This window comes from Hahella sp. KA22 (assembly GCF_004135205.1).
Classification (GTDB): domain Bacteria; phylum Pseudomonadota; class Gammaproteobacteria; order Pseudomonadales; family Oleiphilaceae; genus Hahella.
The window spans coordinates 6,098,026-6,116,130 of the sequence record NZ_CP035490.1 but is presented as its reverse complement, the minus strand read 5'-3'; the positions used below and the strand labels follow the sequence as shown (position 1 = coordinate 6,116,130).

Sequence of the window (18,105 nt, the reverse complement as noted above, 5' to 3'; positions counted from 1 at the left end):
TTACACCCTTGCCGCCCCCGCCAATTTTTCGCTGACTCTGTCCACCAGATAAACAATGCTGTGATAGTGCACTCCCGCATGCAGTGATAAGCCGATTTCGCAGCTACGGCTATTCGAGAAGCCTTCACCGCATCCTTTTTCCTGTACTTGCGCTTTCAGCGGCGCCAAGGCAGACGCGTTCAATTCGGGGTGACTGAAGCCCCTGTCGCCGGCGAATCCGCAGCAGGTGATATGTTCCGGCGTCACCACTTGATGACTGCAGCGTTTGGCGATCGCCAGGAGCTTGTCGCCAATCCCCATTCTTTGCGCGCTGCAGGTGACATGAATGGCGATGGGCGCATCTTCTTTTTGAATACTCAGGCGATCGAGCACGTAGTCGTGAATAAACTCGACGGAATCGTAAATCTTTAATTTCTTCCCGGCATCGGTTTGTTCAATCGCTTCCTTCAATTTCTGTGTGCATGGGCTGGCGTCGCAAAAGATAGGGAGTCGCCCGCCTTCACTGGACGCCAGCAGCGCTTGCGCCAACTCTTCGGCCTTATGCTGGGCGCTGTCGGGAAAACCTTTGCTGGCGAAGGGCAGGCCACAGCAAAGTTGGCCGATATTGGACGGGAAGCGAACCTGAAAGCCGGCTTTTTCCAACAAGCGCAAACAGGCTTCCGTGAGAGAGCGTGTTTCCGCATCGCCCCGGGCAGGGCCCATCGTACGGGAAGCGCAACTGCTGAAATACACTACGTCCGCCGCCTTTTCATCTGCCCGACATGAATGGGCGGCGGTGGGAAGGTAGGGGTGCCAGAGCGGTATCCGTTCGCCGCTTATTTTGCGCGCGGCCTCGCTTAACGTGGACATTGCTCCTGCGCCTAAAACCCGGTGCATGGCGTCAGCGCCGCCGAGCCCCAGGCGTGTGGCTTTAGTTAGCGTGGAAAAGTGTTCGGCGGCCCATTGGGCTTTACCAACTTGCGCGGCGTTTTTCTGTTTGCGATGCAGGCGGGTGAGATCGCCGGTGTTAATGCTCACAGGGCAACTTAGCGCGCATAGACCGCACGCGGCGCAAGTGTCGTCACCGGCGTAGTCATAAGCGTCCATTAATGTCCGTAATTGTTCGGCGTCTTCTCCGCTTGTCTGCAGGCGGGCGATTTCCCGGGAGGCGACGATGCGCTGGCGCGGCGTTAGGGTTAGTTCGCGAGAAGGGCAGGCGGGCTCGCAGAATCCACACTCGATACACTTATCTACCAGCGGGTCGGCGGCGGGTAGCGGCTTGAGATGGCGTAAATGCGCCTCCGGGTCGTCATTAATGATAACGCCGGGGTTGAGTATGCCTTTGGGGTCGAATAGTTCTTTGATGCGACGCATAACAGCATAGGCTTCCACGCCCCATTCCAGCTCAACAAACGGCGCCATATTACGGCCTGTGCCATGCTCAGCTTTCAGGGAGCCGCCAAAGCGCACCGCCACTAACTGCGCCACAGCATCCATCAGTCCACGATAACGTTCAATGGCGAGATCGGAGGAAAATTCCTGGGAAAACACAAAGTGCAGGTTCCCTTCCAGAGCGTGGCCAAAAATCAGCGCGTCAGGATAATCGTACTCGTTGAACAGGCGCTGCAACTCCAGGACGCCATCCGCCAAGTGCTCTATCGGAAAGGCGATGTCTTCGATGATAACCGTCGTACCAACGTCCCGGGCGGCCCCCAGTGCAGGAAACAGGCCTTTGCGCAGGTTCCACAATTGCGCGCAATGATGAGGGTCTTTGCTGAAAGGAACTTGGTTGAGCAGTGAAAACTCATTGAGCAGTTGCTGAATCTGCTGGATCTGGGTATCCAGCGTCAAAGCGTCAGCGGCGCGGGTTTCAATCAACAGCGCCGCCGCGCCAGGGGGCAGGTCGCTCACAAACTCCGGCGTGCCGGGCTTGCTCTGCACAGAGGCAAGGCCGCGTCGGTCAATCAGCTCCACCGCCGCCACGGGGGAGGTCTTTAACTTCGACACCGTCTGACATGCGATATGGATGTCTGGAAAAAACACCAGGGCGGTGGCTTTGTCAGGATGATCCGCCACGGTGTTGTAAGTAATGGATGAGATGAATCCCAGCGTCCCTTCGGAACCGATCAGCAAGTGCGCCAGAATATCCACCGGGTCGGTAAAGTCCAGAAGCGCATTGATGCCGTAACCGGTGGTATTTTTCAGACGATACTTGTGTCGGATTTTCGCCGCCAGCTCGGGCTTGGCGAGAATCTCCGCGCGCAGTTTCGATACGCCTCGCAACAGCGTTTCATGCGTCTGCGCAAATGCCTTGCGGGAGCCCTCGTCGGCAGTATCCAGGACAGTTCCGTCCGCCATCACGGCGCGAATATGCGCCAGGGTGTGATAACTATTTTGTTTGGTTCCACAGCACATGCCGCTGGCGTTGTTGGCGGCGATGCCGCCGATTTTCGCTGCATTAATAGACGCGGGGTCAGGGCCGATCTTGCGTTGAAAGGGCGCCAGATAGCGATTGGCGTGAGCGCCGATCACGCCGGGCTGCAGGCGAATGCGGTCGCCGTTATTTTCAATGTGATGCTCGCGCCAGCCCTGCAGCTGCACTAAGACAGAGTCCGTTACGGCCTGGCCCGACAGGCTGGTGCCCGCCGCTCTGAAGGTTAGCGCAATACGGTGCGTGTCAGCCTCCTGCAACAAGCGGACGACTTCGTCTTCGTTTTCCACCCGCAACACCAGTTGCGGAATCAACCGATAAAAGCTGGCGTCCGTCCCATAGGCGAGACGGCGCAGCGGATCGTCGATCACTCTGGCGGCGGGAATGAATTGGCGCACCGCCTGAGAGAAGCGGGTGAAGGACTCAGTCACGATCGCTTTCCTCCGCAACAATCAGAACGACGATAAGTCGCTTGGGACCATGGGCTCCGTAAGCCAGCGTCTGCTGAATGTCTGCGGTTTTGGAAGGGCCGGAGATAAGCAGCAGGTTTGTCGGCAACGCGGATTCGACTTGGGTTTGATGAAACGCTTCGGGTAGATCCGCATACAAGTCTTTGGCGTGGATAATCAGGCTGTGCGTGGAGGGAACCAAAGACAGAGCGCGAGGCTCATCGGGGCCGGTTTTCACCATCAGGGTTCCCGTCTCGGCGACGCCCGCCATGGCGGCGCCAAAGCCTCCCTGGATGTGGTTGAACAGCGCGTCTTTACAGTTCTCGATAGGGCTCTCATAGGCGTGAAGCTGTAGTTCGGGAAACCCGGGGGCCGCAGATTTCAGGCTGGCTCCATGTGGCGTGTTCGGGGAGTAAGTCACGCTATGAACGCCCGTTTCCCGCCACAGAGACAAAAGGCGCTGCGCCCAATCCTCTTGTGTCGCCGTGATCACTTCAGCGTGCGCCGCATGCAGGTTTTCGGTAAAAAGGCGCACTTTCTCCGCCATACTGAGCGCCGCCGATGCCGTGGCGGAGGCCCTGTCCTGCGCGGGCTGGGAAGGCTTGGGTTGACGATAAGTGCGTAAACGATTGAGGATGGCTTCGCGGCTACTCATTCCTACCGTGCTCCTGTGATGACGCGTTTGATTGAGAGCGCTGCGCCGCCAGTTCATGTAACGAGCGCGCGGCGGGTTTGGGAGCGCTGCGATAGAGGGTCCAGGGACCGATGTGTTTTGGCGTCAGCGCGCGCAGCCGGGTAGCGAGCAGTAGCGCCAGTTTGTACAGTCCGGGCTTGCGCGACAGCAGCGCCCATAACTTCCAGGTAACCGCTTCCGAGCGTTTGCGTAATGAGCCTTGGCCTCTTGGGGCGGGTACGGTCGTTGGTTCGTCGTTGTTGGATTCATAACGCAAGCGACGGATCAGGTCCGCTAATGGAATCTTGACTGGGCAGGCTTCGCCACAGGCGCCATTGAGGGAGCAGGCCTTGGTGATGGCGCCCGCCGTGTGCAACCCCCAAATCTGCGGCGAGACTACTTGGCCGATGGGGCCGGGATAAGTGGTTCCATACGCATGGCCGCCGATACGGGTATACACCGGACAGTGATTCATACAGGCGCCGCAACGAATGCAGCGCAGAGTCTCTTGCAGTTGCTTATCTGCATAGATGCGCGAACGTCCGTTATCCAGCAGTACGACATGCACCTCCTGCGGTCCGTCTTTTTCATCCGGTTTGCGTGGACCACTGATCATATTGAAATAAGTGGTGATGGCTTGCCCGGTTGCTGAACGGGTAAGCAGGCGCAACAGGGGAGGAATGTCCTGTAGCGACTCAACCACTTTTTCAATCCCGCAAAGCGCGATATGTACAGGCGGAATCGTGGTGGTCATGCGACCATTACCTTCGTTTTCCACCAGACAGAGCGTGCCGGTTTCCGCTACGGCGAAGTTCACGCCGGAAAGGCCCACCTCCGCCTCGAAAAACTTCTGCCTTAGCACATCGCGGCCAATGCCGATCAGGCGGTCGACGTCTTCACTATATTCCATGCCGTCTATTTTCTGGTTGAACAGGCGGGCGATCTGCTGTTTGTTCTTGTGAATGGCGGGCATGATGATGTGTGAGGGCGTTTCGTCCGCCAGTTGGACGATGTATTCGCCCATGTCGGTTTCCAGGCACTCGACGCCATGATCGGCCAGGAAATGATTGAGCCCAATCTCCTCCGACGCCATGGACTTGCCCTTCACCATTCGGGTGGCGTCATGCTTGTGCATGATCTCCAAAATGATGGCGTTGGCCTCCTGTGAAGTTTCCGCCCAATGCACCTGTATGCCGTTTTCCGTACAGCGTTGCTCGAATTGCTCCAGTAGCTCAGGCAGCTGGCTCAGACAACGATTGCGGATGGCTTCGCCTTGACTGCGTAAGGCTTCCAGGTCTTCTTTGTCAGGAAACATGGCGGCGCGTTTGCCCATCAGGAAGTCCATGGCGCCGCGGAAATTAGCGCGCAGTTCCTGGTCTCGCAGGGCGTCGTCGACGCGTTTGTCGAACTCAAGATTGACCGTGGCGGGCTCGAAGCGGCTCATTGCGTACGCTCCCATATAAAGGAAGCGATATGCTGCGCCGGGAGCTTATCTTTGCGCTTTTCCAGGGCTCCGCTGATATTCATCAGACAGCCGCAGTCGCCAGAAACCAGATCATTGGCGCCGGTGGCGAGCAGGTTGTCGCATTTGTCCTGCACCATCGCATTGGAAATGTCCGGCGCTTTCACGGCGAACGTACCGCCAAATCCGCAACATTCGGAGGCGCGCTCCTGTTGTACGATGGCTACGTTGCTCATCTGGCGCAGCAGGGAGATGGCGTCCTGCGCTGTCTTCGTACCGCGCTGGGCGCTGCAGGAATTATGGATGGCCACGGTGGCGGCAGGTCCATTATCCTCAAGGCGAATTTTACAGACATGCACCAGAAATTCGGTGAGTTCGTAGGTGCGCGCAGCCAATTCCAGCGCCTGTTTATGCAGGGGCGTATCGGCGAACAGGTCAGTATAGTGATGGCGGAACATATCCGCGCAAGAAGCAGAAGGGACTACAATTGGCAGTTCTTCTCCCAGACAGGCGATTTGCGCCGCCGCCACCTTGCGCGCCTCATTGTCGTACCCTGAGTTATAGGCGGGCTGGCCGCAGCAGGATTGCTGTTGCGGATAGACCACCTTGACGCCTTCGCGCTCCAGCAATTGAATGCCCGCCATACCCGCTTCGGGGTAGAACAGATCAATGAGGCAGGTGCCGAAAAAATACACCTGCTCGGGTTTTTCCGGATAGGCTCGTTGCATGTCTGATCTCTGCGTTGTCTTCCCCTGAGCTAAAGCTAACGGTCAGTATTGGCTGCCGTGGATTTTGTGCGAGGAATTGTGGTTTTAATAATTGGTAATACCAGTTTACCAAAAGTGTTGAGGCTAAAATAACGCGGGGCTCCCGCTGGTGTCAATTAGCGGCAATAAACCTCGTGCATGGCTAATAAATGTACTGGTTGGTAGGGTGTTAATACTTTGGTCTAAGCAATAATGCGTTTGCAGGACAGTTGTGTTAGCCTGCGCGTCGTTTGGATTGGTCATACCAGTTTGTTGGTCAAGCCGTCAGCGGCGAATCCGCCGCGGTTTCCAAAGAAACACCAGGATTATAGGCGGCGCGCGGGGCGCCGGGGCTATTGGAAAGTGGCCGCATACGCCTCCCGTGCTAAGCTTACTTGCGTACATCGCTGCGCGCATGCTCGGCCTTTCAAGCGCCTGCGGCTAAATGTCCTGACATCCGCCCGCGAGGAACTTGATTCCACAGACTGCGGGGTAAGGGAGCGTCGGAAAGTGAAACGTTTAGCGTCTGTCTGGAGCCACAACACCGTCTCGGTGACATTTTAATGCCTGTAATGAAGCCCCTCAAACAACCCAAGTTGTCGGATGTTATCGTCGATAGCCTGGAGCAAATGATATTGGAAGGCAGCCTGAAACCAGGTCAGCGGTTGCCTCCCGAGCGGTCGTTGGCGGTGCAGTTTGAAGTATCCAGGCCCTCTGTGCGAGAGGCTATCCAGAAATTGGAGGCCAAAGGGCTGGTGGTGAGGCGTCAGGGCGGGGGCAATTTTGTGTCCCAGGAACTGGGCGCCAGTTACACCGAACCGTTGTTCGCCCTGATCGGGCAGCATCCGGAAGCGCAGTATGACCTGTTGGAGTTCCGTCACGCGCTGGAAGGCGTGGCCGCTTACTACGCCGCGATTCGCGGGACGGGGGCGGATCGCAAAATTATTGAAAAACGCTACAATGACTGGCTGAACTATCACGAACAACGCGTCTCTGATCTAGAGGCGAAAGCGGATGCGGAGTTTCATCTGTCCATCGCAGAAGCGGCTCATAATGTGGTGCTGCTTCATACTATGCGCGCATTGTTCACCTTGTTGAAACAGAATATTGTTAGCAACCTACATTACCTCTACGAAGAAGAGGCGATGCGGCTGAAAATAAAAGAGCAACACTTTCGCCTGAAAGAAGCCGTACTGGCGAGAGATCCGAACGCCGCCCGAGCCGCGGCTCACGAGCATCTCGCATATGTGGAAGAAATCGTATTGGAAAAAGGCAAGGCCGATTCCAGAAACATGCGCTCCCTGCGGCGCCTGCAAAATCTGGATGAATAAAAAAATCCTGCCGCGCGACTACTTTTTAAAAGATCCTGATGTGGGTCGATGGGGACTCCGGAACATTTTTTTATGGTGCGTGGGCGCTCACGAGGCGTCGGCGCGTCCGGTAACACAATTACAATCAATCTAGCTCTACAGGAGTAACCTCTATGCATGATGATGCCGATCCTATTGAAACCCAGGAGTGGTTGGATTCGATGGAATCCGTCCTGGATACTGAAGGCGTCGAGCGTGCAACCTACCTGCTGACACGGTTGGCGGAGCGGGCGACGCGCGACGGGACGCAACTGCCTTATTCCATTACGACACCCTATCGCAACACTATTCCGCATACTAAAGAAGCGCGTATGCCTGGCGACCTGTTCATGGAGCGCCGCATTCGTTCATTGGTGCGCTGGAACGCTCTGGCGATGGTATTGCGTGCGAATAAGAAGCCTGGCGAGTTGGGCGGACATTTGTCCTCGTTCTCCTCCATCGCCACTCTATATGATGTAGGCTTCAACTATTTCTTCCACGCTGGCGACGACAAGCGCGAAGGCGATTTGGTTTACTTCCAGGGCCACACTTCCCCTGGCGTATACGCGCGTTCTTTCCTGGAAGGCCGCTTCTCTGAAGAGCAGATGGACAACTACCGCAGCGAAGTTGACGGTAACGGTCTGTCCTCTTATCCGCACCCTTGGCTGATGCCTGATTACTGGCAGTTCCCGACGGTATCCATGGGTCTGGGGCCGCTTCAGGCGATCTACCAGGCGCACGTCATGAAATACCTGCACAGCCGTGAGCTGACCAATATGGAAGGCCGCAAAGTGTGGTGTTTCGTTGGCGACGGTGAGTGCGACGAGCCTGAAACTCTGGGCGCCATCGGTTTGGCCGGCCGTGAGAAGCTGGACAACCTGATCTTCGTCATCAACTGTAACCTGCAGCGTCTGGATGGACCGGTGCGCGGCAACGGCAAGATCATCCAGGAACTGGAAGGCATCTTCCGCGGTGCGGGTTGGAACGTATTGAAAGTCGTATGGGGACGCCTGTGGGACCCTCTGTTCGAAAAAGACGACCACGGTCTTATGCAGAAGCGTATGGACGAAGCGGTCGACGGCGAAATGCAGAACTTCAAATCCAATGGCGGCGCTTACACCCGTAAGCACTTCTTTGGTAAGTACCCAGAACTGCAGAAAATGGTTGAGAACATGTCTGACGAGGACATTTACAAACTTAACCGCGGCGGTCACGACCCTTACAAAGTTTACGCAGCCTATCACAATGCGGTGAATCACAAAGGTCAGCCGACTGTAATTCTGGCGCATACCGTTAAGGGGTATGGTTTCGGCGAGCAGGGCGAAGCCCAGAACACCACGCACCAGTTGAAGAAACTGGATATGGAGACGGTCAAGAAATTCCGTGATCGTTTCGGCGTGCCGATCTCCGACGATGAGATCGAGAATCTGCCTTACTACCGTCCGGCGCCGGATTCTCCTGAAGCGCTGTACATGAAGAAAATGCGTGAAAGCCTGGGGGGCTTCCTGCCCAAGCGTCGCAAAGACAGCCAGCCGTTGCAGATTCCGGGTCTGGATGCGTTCGACGCTGTACTGAAAGGCAGCGAAGGTCGCGAGATCTCGTCCACCATGGCGTTCGTACGTGTGCTTAACGCACTGGTTAAAGACAAGCAGATCGGCGGTCGCGTTGTTCCGATCGTTCCTGACGAAGCCCGTACTTTCGGTATGGAAGGCATGTTCCGTCAGTTGGGTATTTATACTTCCGAAGGTCAGAAGTATGTGCCGAACGACCGCAATCAGATCATGTACTACAAGGAAGACAAGCAAGGTCAGATCCTTGAGGAAGGCATCAACGAGGCGGGCGCCATGTCCGCGTGGATTGCAGCGGCGACGTCCTACAGCACCAACGATTACCCGTTGATCCCGTTCTACATTTACTACTCCATGTTCGGTTTCCAGCGCGTTGGCGATCTGGCCTGGGCTGCTGGCGACATGCGCGCGCGCGGCTTCCTGCTGGGCGGCACGGCTGGCCGCACCACGCTGAACGGCGAAGGTTTGCAGCACCAGGATGGTCATAGCCACATTATCTCGGCGACCATCCCGAACTGTATTTCTTATGATCCGACTTACGGCTACGAAGTAGCGGTTATCGTTCGCGACGGTCTGCGTCGTATGTATGGCGAAAACGAAAACGTCTACTACTACCTGACGCTGATGAACGAGAACTACGAGCATCCCGCCATGCCGGAAGGCGCCGAAGAAGGCATCCTGAAAGGGATGTACCTGTTCGAAGAAGGCGCGAAAGACGGCAAGGCGCGAGTTCAGTTGCTGGGTTGCGGCGCTATTTTCAACGAAGTGCGTGAAGCGGCGAAACTGCTGAAGGACGACTTCAGCATCGACAGCGATATTTGGTCCGTCACCAGCTTCACCGAGCTGGCCCGCGAAGGCCATCACGTACGTCGCTGGAACATGCTGCATCCGGAAGAACCGCGTCGCGAGAGCTACGTGAAGCAGTGTCTGAAAGACCGCGAAGGTCCTGTTATCGCGTCTACCGATTACATGCGTTTGTTCGCCGATCAGGTGCGTCAGTTCATTCCACAGCAGACCGTACACGTACTGGGCACAGACGGGTTTGGCCGCAGCGACACTCGTGAGAAGCTGAGACAGCACTTCGAAGTCGACCGCTACTACGTTGCGGTGGCTGCGCTGGATTGTCTGGCTCGGGAAGACAAGATCGAACGTTCTGTGGTGACTGAAGCGATCCGCAAATACGGCATTGATCCTAACAAACCGAACCCAATCTACGCCTGATAGAAGGAGACTGACGTGAGTAATATCGAAGTCAAAGTTCCTGACATCGGCGGAGCGTCCGATGTTGAGGTTATTGAAGTCTGCGTTAAGCCTGGCGATGAGGTGAGCGCGGAAGACTCTCTGATTGTTCTGGAGTCTGATAAGGCCACTATGGATATCCCTTCTCCTCAGGCGGGTAAAATCGCCGAGTTGAAAATCAAGGTGGGGGATAAAGTATCCGAAGGCGACCTGATTCTATTGATGGCGGGCGAAGGCGCTGCGGAAGCGTCTGAACCTGCGCCGGCGCAGGAAGAGAAGCCAGCCCCGGCCCCAGCGCAAGAACCGGAACCCGCTGCGCCTGCAGCGGCTCCCGCGGCCTCCGGCGGCGTACAGACGATTCCTGTACCGGATATCGGCGGCGCGGAAGGCGTAACGGTTATCGAAATCTCCGTAAAGGAAGGCGATACCGTTAAGGTCGACGACCCTATTCTGGTGCTTGAATCAGACAAGGCGACGATGGAAGTGCCGTCTCCAGTCGCTGGCGTTATCAAGAAACTGCTGATCAAAGCCAACGATTCCGTCAACGAAGGCGACGCCATTGCGGAAATTGAAGTAGAGGGCGCCGCGCCTGCGGCGGCTCCTGCTGAGCAAGCTCCCGCGCAGTCTAAAGCGTCCGCGGAGCCTGCTAAAGCCGCTCCTGCGCCAGTGAGCGCGCCCGCGCAGCAAGAGTCCGCTCCTGCGACATCAGGCAAAGTGCACGCTGGTCCTGCTGTGCGTCGTTTGGCGCGTGAGTTCGGCGTTGATTTGGCCATGGTCAAAGGCACGGGTCCGAAAGGCCGTATCCTGAAGCAGGATCTGCAAACTTTCGTCAAGAACGGCATGCAGCAGCTTAAGGCTGGCGCTGCCGGCGGCGCAGTCAGCGCTGGCGTTGGCTTGCCGACGGTGAAATTGCCTGACTTCTCGCAATTCGGACAGATTGATCGTCTGCCGATGAGCAAGATCCATCAGGTGACCGCTGATAATATGGCGCGCAATTGGTTGGTGGTTCCCCATGTCACCCAGTTTGACGATGCGGACATCACCGATTTGGAAGACTTCCGCAAAGCGCAGAAGACGGCTGGGGAGAAGAAAGGCGTCAAGCTGACTCCGCTGCCCTTCCTGTTGAAGGCTTGCGCTTATGCGCTGGAAACTTATCCTCAGTTCAACGTGTCGTTGGATATGGATAAGAAAGAAGTCATTCAGAAGCATTACATCAACATCGGCGTGGCGGTGGACACTCCCGCGGGCCTGGTGGTGCCGGTTATTCGCGACGTCAACAAGAAGAGTCTGTGGGAACTGGCGCAAGAGTGTGCGGAAATGGCGGCCAAGGCCAAAGATCGTAAGCTCAAGCCGAACGAAATGCAGGGCGGCTGCTTCACTATCTCCAGCTTGGGCAGCTTGGGCGGCACTGCGTTCACGCCTATCGTGAATACGCCTGAAGTGGCGATTCTGGGCGTGTCCAAAGCGCAGATGAAGCCTGTGTATGAGAACGGCGGCTTCGTGCCCCGTTTGATGCTGCCGCTGAGCTTGTCCTACGACCACCGCGCCATTAACGGCGCCGACGCTGCGCGTTTCACCTCTTTGCTGGGTGAATTGCTGGGCGATATCCGTAAGTTGCTGCTGTAGTCCTTATAGCGCCAACAGTGTGGAAAAGGGCCGGGTTTACCCGGCCTTTTTGCGTTCTGGCGTCGCCTTTCTAGCGCGAAACTCTTCTCTTTAGTCTTCATTGAGCAATCCATCACAGCTTTAATGTCTGCGCGGAATTTCGCTTGTTCTGGCCAAACGGCTTTGCTAGTTTTTTCTGATCGTCGGCTGCGCGCGGTGATCTCAAGGCGGAGAAGCGGGCGCAACCTTAGGCGTTATCGAACAAGAAGTATAAAATTGCGTCACCTTGCCTGTTATCTACGAGGCGAGGGTGGCAAGGTCGTTTCTCGGGGACAAGACATGGTCAGACGAATCTTCAAGCTCATCACCACCGCAATCGCTGTTGTGCTGCTTTCTACTCAGGCGGCGTTCGCCGTCACTATGACGGAAGTGGCGGAGGCTATTAAGAAGAACGACATGGACAAAGCGTTCGATGGCCTGCAGGTGTTGGCGAATCAAAAACATCCTGACGCCCAGTTCCTGCTGGCGATGATGTACGAGAAAGGTCGCGGTACGGAAGTGAATCAGGAAAAGGCGGCGGAATGGTATAAAGCCGCGGCGGAACAGGGACACCCTTCAGCGCAGAATAATCTGGCGCAGCTCTATAATCAGGGGCGCGGCGTGCCTCAGGACTATAAAGAGGCGGTAAAGTGGTTCTCCAAAGCCGCTGACGCCGGCAACGCCACCGCCCAATATAATCTCGCGCTACGTTACGCCAAAGGCGAGGGGGTGGAAAAAGATTTGGGCAAGGCGTTTGAGCTTTATCGCAGTTCCGCCGAGCAGAACAATGTATTCGGCCAGTTTAATCTGGCGTATTCCTACGCCACTGGGGAAGGCACGGATAAAAACATGGTGGAGGCGCTACGCTGGGCTATGTTGAGCGCTGAGAAGAAGTTTCCTCGCGCCATTCAGTTCGTCTCTTTCCTGGGGTCAAAGATGTCGCAGGAAGAAATCTCCAAAGCGGAAAAGCTCGCCAACGAATGGCGTAAAGACAAGGGGATTGGCGCTCAATAAGGTTCAGCTTCCGTGGTAAGCGTCGGCTGTGTGGGCGCTTGCGGCGCCATCCGTATCGTTGTGCTGTTAAGGATTGGCGTACCACAATCTTGGATTATTCAGCGGCGTATCGGCAGGTAATAACGGATTCTCCAGGTCGATGACCGTACGTTCCTGCAAGCGGGCGCGCTCAATCGCCTGCAAATAAAATTCATTGAACAGGCGGGTGAACTCGCCGTTCGCCATCATTTTCTCCAGCCCGTCTTTGATCGCCTGGTACAGACTGGGATTACTGCGGCTGACAAAGTAATACACCGCCGCAGGATAGCGGATCAATAAGTGCGGCTCTGCGCGCAAACTGGAGTAAGTTTCCAATTCCGGCCAGATCTCGATCAGCGCTCGGGGGAAGGCGTCAACCCGCTCCATTTCGATCATTTTAAACATAGAGTGATAGTTGGCGTTGCTCTCGACCTGCAAACCGTTGTGCTGAAAAATATCCAGATCCGGCCAATCATGGCCTTGCACAAAGGTGATTGTCCGTAAGTCCTCCAGTGAATGGATGCGGGCAAACTTCTTGATATTGTTGGGATGGACAATACAAAGTCGCCAACCGATCAGGCCTTTATAAATCGGGATGCGTATGGGGGACAGTTCTGTTTCCCGCTCTTTGCTGGTCATGGCCCAGAGAACGTGAATGCCCTGGTTATTGCGGATCAGGTTGATGGCGCGGCCCTGCAGAATGATATCCTGGCTGGATTGTAGTTTGATGTCTGCGCCGCTGGTTTGCAGGGCATGCTCCAAGAGTTTTACAGGATATTCATTACGGTCATCGAACTGGGTATGGGAACGGGCGTAAACAGCGACCTCCTGCGCAGACGACCAGTTCGGCGTCAGCATCCAGAGTAGAAAGCCAAACAAGACCACCTTCTGTGCCATTACTCCGCAGACCTCGCTATTGAACCCACCACACCTACATAAAAAGTGTAGTTAATGCTGAGTCTTTGTCGTTAATTCGAGGCGCCTTGCAGCGCCAATGTGATTTCCTGATTCCATTTGGCGTATTACACTTCTCACATTGGTCGCTGCGGACAATGGCGCAGGAGCGTCCACTCGCTGACGTAACTGGGCGTATGAGTCATCTGGACGCATCATGGGATTGGTCATACGGCTGTGCTACGCCAGGGCCTGGAGCGATGTTCAAGGTGCGAACGCAAATCGTGAAGCCATTAATCGTTGCGATGATCATGCTTATATTCGCTACGCACAGGGCATGGGGGCAGGGTGCGACGGAGTTGTCTTTGCGCTACGGCGAAACTCTTCGCTACGAAGGTATGGAGTTTGAAGTCGCCTATATTATCGATACGCTGAGAGCGGATAAACGCGTCTCGGAGTACTTGATTGGGCTGCATATCGCCAACGACAGAGGGCGCGAACTGATAGAGCTATCGTCAGAGGAGCCTACTTATTGGCGTGAGTATGTGCTGCGATACAGCTACGCCGACCGTGAGCATGTCAGAGTTAATATCATGTCTGAGCTATCGCGATAGTTTGCGACGGAGGGAGCTTGCGCCCGCTATTCCCGAACAGGGTTTGGCGGAATCTGGATAGGGTGGAAGTGCGGCGATAGCGCCAACAGGATATGGAGAGCTGGGCGGCTCAGTCAAAGTAGAGGGATGCGGTAAACGCTATCCCTCGTTCTTGGAGAAGTAATGCAAATTAGTCACGGCGTTGTCCACCGCCAGGCGTCGCACTTCCTCCATTTGCTTGGAGTAAAGAGGGGAGCCTTGTTTGACTTCTCCATCGTTCAGGCGTAACTCATTTTTCAGACGGCCTTTGCGTTTTTGTAATTGCGCCATTTCTTCCGGTGGCAACCCCAGCTTATCGTCAAACGCTTCATAGGCCCGAATGGTCTCATAGGCGCGTTTATACTCTTTCTGGCTCTCCAGTAAGGCAGAGAGTTCGTTGACCGGGAAAATCACGCGACGCCAGTGATCCGCCAACGGGTTTTCAAAATGCAGATCGATAATGTCGTTGATGGCGTCCTGATAGAAAGCCAGTGCGATACTGGGCTGGCGCTTGCTGAAATGAGCCGCCTCTGTAATTTTGTAGGCGATTTCATTATCACGCTGGATGATCGGGTCGATCAGACTCCAGTCCAATCCATCCGGGCGCACCTCTATCAGGGCGGTTTTCAGCTGGCCTTTCTTGGCGGGTAGAAATGACAAGCCAGGACGGTTGATTATCTTGGCGCGGGCTTTTCCGCCAGCCTGCAGGTATTTGGCGATCAGCGTATTGCAGATCTGTCCCAGGCGCGCCCCGGTATCCAGGCGCGCTTCCAGCACATCAGAGCCTGCGCTGGCTTCCAGCGCGCGTTTGAATATGACGGCTTGTCCTTTACGCCAATCAGCGTCAGGGTTATCGATGACGACTGACAGCGTCAGCTTTTCTTCGACCCTAAAAGGGTCCACCGCCGTCGGCGGCTTACGGGTTGTATTCATTGCGGCGATCCTGCGAATTGTTCCGAATTGTTATTATTTTGTCAGTAAATGTTGGACCGCAGATCATACAATGAACTTATTTAAATTCGAATCATTTTTAACGAGCGGCGCTCAATTCTGTGAACGCCGCCAGCCCTCGCCATCAGGGGCTGTGCGGGTTGGCGGCGACTTCGCCGCGGGCGCGTAAAAACTTGCGGATTTTATCGACAGAGCCTTGCAAAATGAGATTGCCCGACAGTACTAGAATCAGCCCCGCGATATTCCACCCATCCCACTCGTATCCCTCGTAAACAGACGACAGACTTAGTGCAACTACCGGGAATAACACAGTGGCGTAGGCGGCGTTGTTGGCGCCAATGCGTGACACCAGCATCAAGTAAGCAGTGAACCCCACGATGCTGCCGGGAATAGCCAGATAGAGCAGACTGTAAAGATAGGCCGGCCGCTCATCCCAAACGATGGGGGTATCGGAAACACAGATAAGCGTCAAAAGAATAGCGGCGCCGTACAGCATGGCGAAGGCGTTGCTGGTCAAAGGCGTCAGCCCCTGACGGCTGTGCCGCACGCTGATCATATTACCCAGAGAGAAGAAGTAAGCGCCGACAGCCGCAAGCCCGAGGCCGGTCAGCGCCTCTATAGACAGTGTATTGACGCCCAGTTCGCGCCAGAACAACAAAGTCAGCCCCAATACGCCGACGGCCCCGGCCACATAAACCCGTCCGGCGGGCTTTTCTTTCCATATCATCCAGCTATTGAATGCGTTGTAGAGGGTGGCGGCGGAAAAAACAACCGAAATGACGCCGCTCGCCACATACTGAGCGGCGTTGTAAAAGCAGATGAAGTTCAGAGAAAACAGGCAGGCGCCCTGAAGCAGAAAAAACAGGTGGTCCACCGTTCGCGTAGGCTGTAGGCGGCGGCATAGCAGCAGGATTGGCAATAACAGGCTCCCCGCCAACGCAAAGCGGAAGAACACTGACGTCAAAACCGGCGTTGAACCCAGTTGCAAATGGATGGCGATCCAGGTGGTTCCCCAAATGAGGACGGTGGTCAGATAGAGCAGGGCGTTCATAGATGCTTCCCATCATGCATGACATTGATGCGTGAAAGGTTAATAAGCCCGAGAGATTGCGTCTTTTCTGAAATTGCTCTTTTTGCATAATCTTGCGCATTTCTGGCCGGTGTTGGCTTGCCAGTCAATCATCGACCGGTTAATTTCTGAGTTAACCCCATTTGTTGTCATGTTATGCGTAAATCCTTCACCAATAGCGTTGATCTCACCTTGAGTCGTTCGTCCGCAACACGACTGGATTATTTGCGCCTGAATGAGGATCTGGCGCTGGCGCGTTGGGCGAACCGGCAGGACCGGGTGCGCTATCAGATGGTGGGACATCACACGCTGAGCATCTATTTGCGTGGCGGGACGGAAACCTGCCGTATCGACGCGCCTGATCGTTGCGGCGGTCCGGGTAAAATCTGCCTGATGCCGGCGGAGCATGACTCTACATGGCAGGTCAGCGGTCCCCTCGAGTTTGCGCATCTCTATTTTTCCGAGGCCAGCTTCAAGCAGATGGCGCTGAGCTTATGGGATATGGACCCTCGTCGCGTAGAGCTGCCGGACCTGGCTTATGCGGACGATCCCGAGCTGACGAGACTGGGACATATCGCGGCTCTGCAGCCGGAAGGGCTGCTGGGCGCGGATAATCTGGCGTTGCAGCAAATCAGTTATGAGATGATGGCGCACGTGCTGCGTCGTTATGCGGTTTTTCGCAAGCCTGAAGCGGCTTACAAAGGCGGGTTGGCGCCAGCGACGAAAAGAAAGGTGCTGGAATATATGCAGGCGCATTTCGGCGAAGATCTATCGCTGGAGTGCTTGGCGTTGGTAGCGGGGCTCAGTCCTTTCCACTTCGCCCGGATGTTTAAAATCACTATGGCTGAGGCGCCGCATCAGTATCTGCGCCGGCTGCGCATCAATGCAGCAAGAGAGCTTCTGGCGCAAGGCGTGGATCTGGCGGAAGTGGCTTTGATATGCGGATTCGCCAATCAAAGCCACTTTACGCGGGCGTTCAAACAGATGGCGGGCGTCACGCCGGGGAGCTATCGTCGCCAGACGAGGCTCCCATGAGTCATGGCTTATGCGAAAGACTTGATATAGTCGCGCACTGACTGTGGTTTGCGCCCCAGGATACGTTCAATATCGCCGGATACCGCTGCATATTCATTCTGTTTGGTGGCGGCGAAAATACCCAGCAGCGCCTCCACCATGAATGGCGGCAAGCCAACTGACTGCAATATTTCACCAAATCCCGCCGGCTCCGCCTCAATAACCGTTACTTGTGCGCCCCGGGCTTCACTCAGGATGTCTGCGACATCGTACAGACTCAACGCCTCTGGACCGGTCAACTCGTAAGTGCGGCCTTCGTGTCCTGACTCCAGTAACACAGCGGCGATGGCTTCAGCGATATCTTCATGCGTGATAAACGCCACTTTGCCTGCGGCGCCAGGCTGCGCCAATTGATTGGTTTCTTTTGAGTGAGCCAGGCCTGAACTCAGGTTGGCGACATATTGATTGTTGCGCAGGATGCTGTACTGCAATCCAGATTCCTTCAGGTACTGTTCTGTGTCCTCATGGATACGGGCGAAAGTGAACTGGCTTTCTGCGGTTGGGTTGACGAAACTGGTGTAAACCACACGTTTGACCCCCGCTTTCCTGGCGGCGTCGATGGCGTTGCGGTGTTGACGAATACGCACATCCACTGGGGCGTCGCCGGAGATGATCAGCACGGTGTCGGCGCCGTTGAAAGCGATGAGTAAGGTCTCCGGCTGGTCGAAGTCCGCCTTGACTATTTCATTGCCCGGCGCAGCCAGTGCGGCGATTTTTTCAGGAGCGCGTGCGGAGAAGGTCAGCTGATCTGCGTCGCCTGCGCGCGCTATCAACGCTTTTGCGACCAGTGAGCCCAAGCGTCCGCTGGCGCCAGTGATAACGATTTTGCGGGTAGAAGGAATCGATGTGTTCATAGTCTGCTCCTCATATAGTCTTGTTACTAAGCGAAAGCCGGTTTGGCTAAAAGATGGAC

Annotated in this window: 14 protein-coding genes; 6 read left to right on the top strand and 8 right to left on the bottom strand. The window is 55.6% G+C overall.

The annotated features are described in order from the left end of the window. Genes EUZ85_RS27040 through EUZ85_RS27025 form a run of 4 tightly spaced genes read right to left on the bottom strand, consistent with a single transcriptional unit; the run spans window position 1 to window position 5,722 of the window. Window positions 1-2,841 (bottom strand): FAD-binding and (Fe-S)-binding domain-containing protein, encoded by a 2,841-nt coding sequence (locus tag EUZ85_RS27040; RefSeq protein WP_127973244.1) that lies wholly within the window; start codon window positions 2,839-2,841, stop codon window positions 1-3. Then, window positions 2,834-3,514, bottom strand: coding sequence for a lactate utilization protein (locus EUZ85_RS27035; protein ID WP_164887378.1), 681 nt, complete (start codon window positions 3,512-3,514; stop codon window positions 2,834-2,836). Before EUZ85_RS27035 ends, EUZ85_RS27040 begins: the two co-directional genes overlap by 8 nt. Beyond that, complete coding sequence (locus EUZ85_RS27030; protein WP_127973242.1) at window positions 3,507-4,976, bottom strand: LutB/LldF family L-lactate oxidation iron-sulfur protein; 1,470 nt, start codon at window positions 4,974-4,976, stop codon at window positions 3,507-3,509. Before EUZ85_RS27030 ends, EUZ85_RS27035 begins: the two co-directional genes overlap by 8 nt. After that, the gene (locus tag EUZ85_RS27025) at window positions 4,973-5,722 is read right to left on the bottom strand and encodes a (Fe-S)-binding protein (protein WP_127973241.1); all 750 of its coding nucleotides are present in this window, start codon (window positions 5,720-5,722) and stop codon (window positions 4,973-4,975) included. The genes EUZ85_RS27030 and EUZ85_RS27025 overlap by 4 nt, the downstream gene beginning before the upstream one ends. A 581-nt stretch (window positions 5,723-6,303) precedes the next feature. Here EUZ85_RS27025 and pdhR point away from each other — a divergent pair. The 4 genes from pdhR to EUZ85_RS27005 all read left to right on the top strand — a co-directional run bounded on the left by pdhR (window position 6,304) and on the right by EUZ85_RS27005 (window position 12,554). Next, window positions 6,304-7,071, top strand: coding sequence for a pyruvate dehydrogenase complex transcriptional repressor PdhR (gene pdhR, locus EUZ85_RS27020; protein WP_127973240.1), 768 nt, complete (start codon window positions 6,304-6,306; stop codon window positions 7,069-7,071). A gap of 152 nt (window positions 7,072-7,223) precedes the next feature. Then, window positions 7,224-9,878 carry a pyruvate dehydrogenase (acetyl-transferring), homodimeric type gene (aceE, locus tag EUZ85_RS27015; protein ID WP_127973239.1) on the top strand — a complete coding sequence of 885 codons (2,655 nt, stop codon included), beginning with the start codon at window positions 7,224-7,226 and terminating at the stop codon, window positions 9,876-9,878. A 15-nt stretch (window positions 9,879-9,893) separates the two neighbouring features. Next, window positions 9,894-11,522 carry a dihydrolipoyllysine-residue acetyltransferase gene (gene aceF, locus EUZ85_RS27010; protein WP_127973238.1) on the top strand — a complete coding sequence of 543 codons (1,629 nt, stop codon included), beginning with the start codon at window positions 9,894-9,896 and terminating at the stop codon, window positions 11,520-11,522. Window positions 11,523-11,840: 318 nt separating this feature from the next. Continuing rightward, on the top strand, window positions 11,841-12,554 hold the full coding sequence (locus EUZ85_RS27005) for a tetratricopeptide repeat protein (protein ID WP_127973237.1): 714 nt from the start codon (window positions 11,841-11,843) through the stop codon (window positions 12,552-12,554). Window positions 12,555-12,620: 66 nt separating this feature from the next. On the opposite strand, the gene EUZ85_RS27000 is transcribed toward EUZ85_RS27005, so the two are convergent. Continuing rightward, window positions 12,621-13,469, bottom strand: coding sequence for a transporter substrate-binding domain-containing protein (locus EUZ85_RS27000; protein WP_127973236.1), 849 nt, complete (start codon window positions 13,467-13,469; stop codon window positions 12,621-12,623). Between the two features lie 65 nt (window positions 13,470-13,534). Here EUZ85_RS27000 and EUZ85_RS26995 point away from each other — a divergent pair, with 65 nt between their 5' ends. Beyond that, the gene (locus EUZ85_RS26995; protein WP_127973235.1) at window positions 13,535-14,080 is read left to right on the top strand and encodes a hypothetical protein; all 546 of its coding nucleotides are present in this window, start codon (window positions 13,535-13,537) and stop codon (window positions 14,078-14,080) included. A 138-nt stretch (window positions 14,081-14,218) separates the two neighbouring features. Here EUZ85_RS26995 and EUZ85_RS26990 read toward each other — a convergent pair whose 3' ends face one another. Both EUZ85_RS26990 and EUZ85_RS26985 read right to left on the bottom strand, forming a co-directional pair. Next, a complete protein-coding gene (locus EUZ85_RS26990; RefSeq protein WP_127973234.1) occupies window positions 14,219-15,031 on the bottom strand; it encodes a hypothetical protein in 813 nt (270 codons plus the stop codon). A gap of 142 nt (window positions 15,032-15,173) precedes the next feature. Next, the gene (locus EUZ85_RS26985; RefSeq protein WP_127973233.1) at window positions 15,174-16,100 is read right to left on the bottom strand and encodes a DMT family transporter; all 927 of its coding nucleotides are present in this window, start codon (window positions 16,098-16,100) and stop codon (window positions 15,174-15,176) included. Between the two features lie 174 nt (window positions 16,101-16,274). Between EUZ85_RS26985 and EUZ85_RS26980 the strand changes: the two genes are divergently transcribed. After that, window positions 16,275-17,153: a helix-turn-helix domain-containing protein gene (locus EUZ85_RS26980; RefSeq protein ID WP_127973232.1), complete on the top strand. Its 879-nt coding sequence runs from the start codon at window positions 16,275-16,277 to the stop codon at window positions 17,151-17,153. An 8-nt stretch (window positions 17,154-17,161) separates the two neighbouring features. On the opposite strand, the gene EUZ85_RS26975 is transcribed toward EUZ85_RS26980, so the two are convergent. Then, the gene (locus EUZ85_RS26975; protein ID WP_164887377.1) at window positions 17,162-18,046 is read right to left on the bottom strand and encodes an SDR family oxidoreductase; all 885 of its coding nucleotides are present in this window, start codon (window positions 18,044-18,046) and stop codon (window positions 17,162-17,164) included. Window positions 18,047-18,105 lie beyond the last annotated feature (59 nt).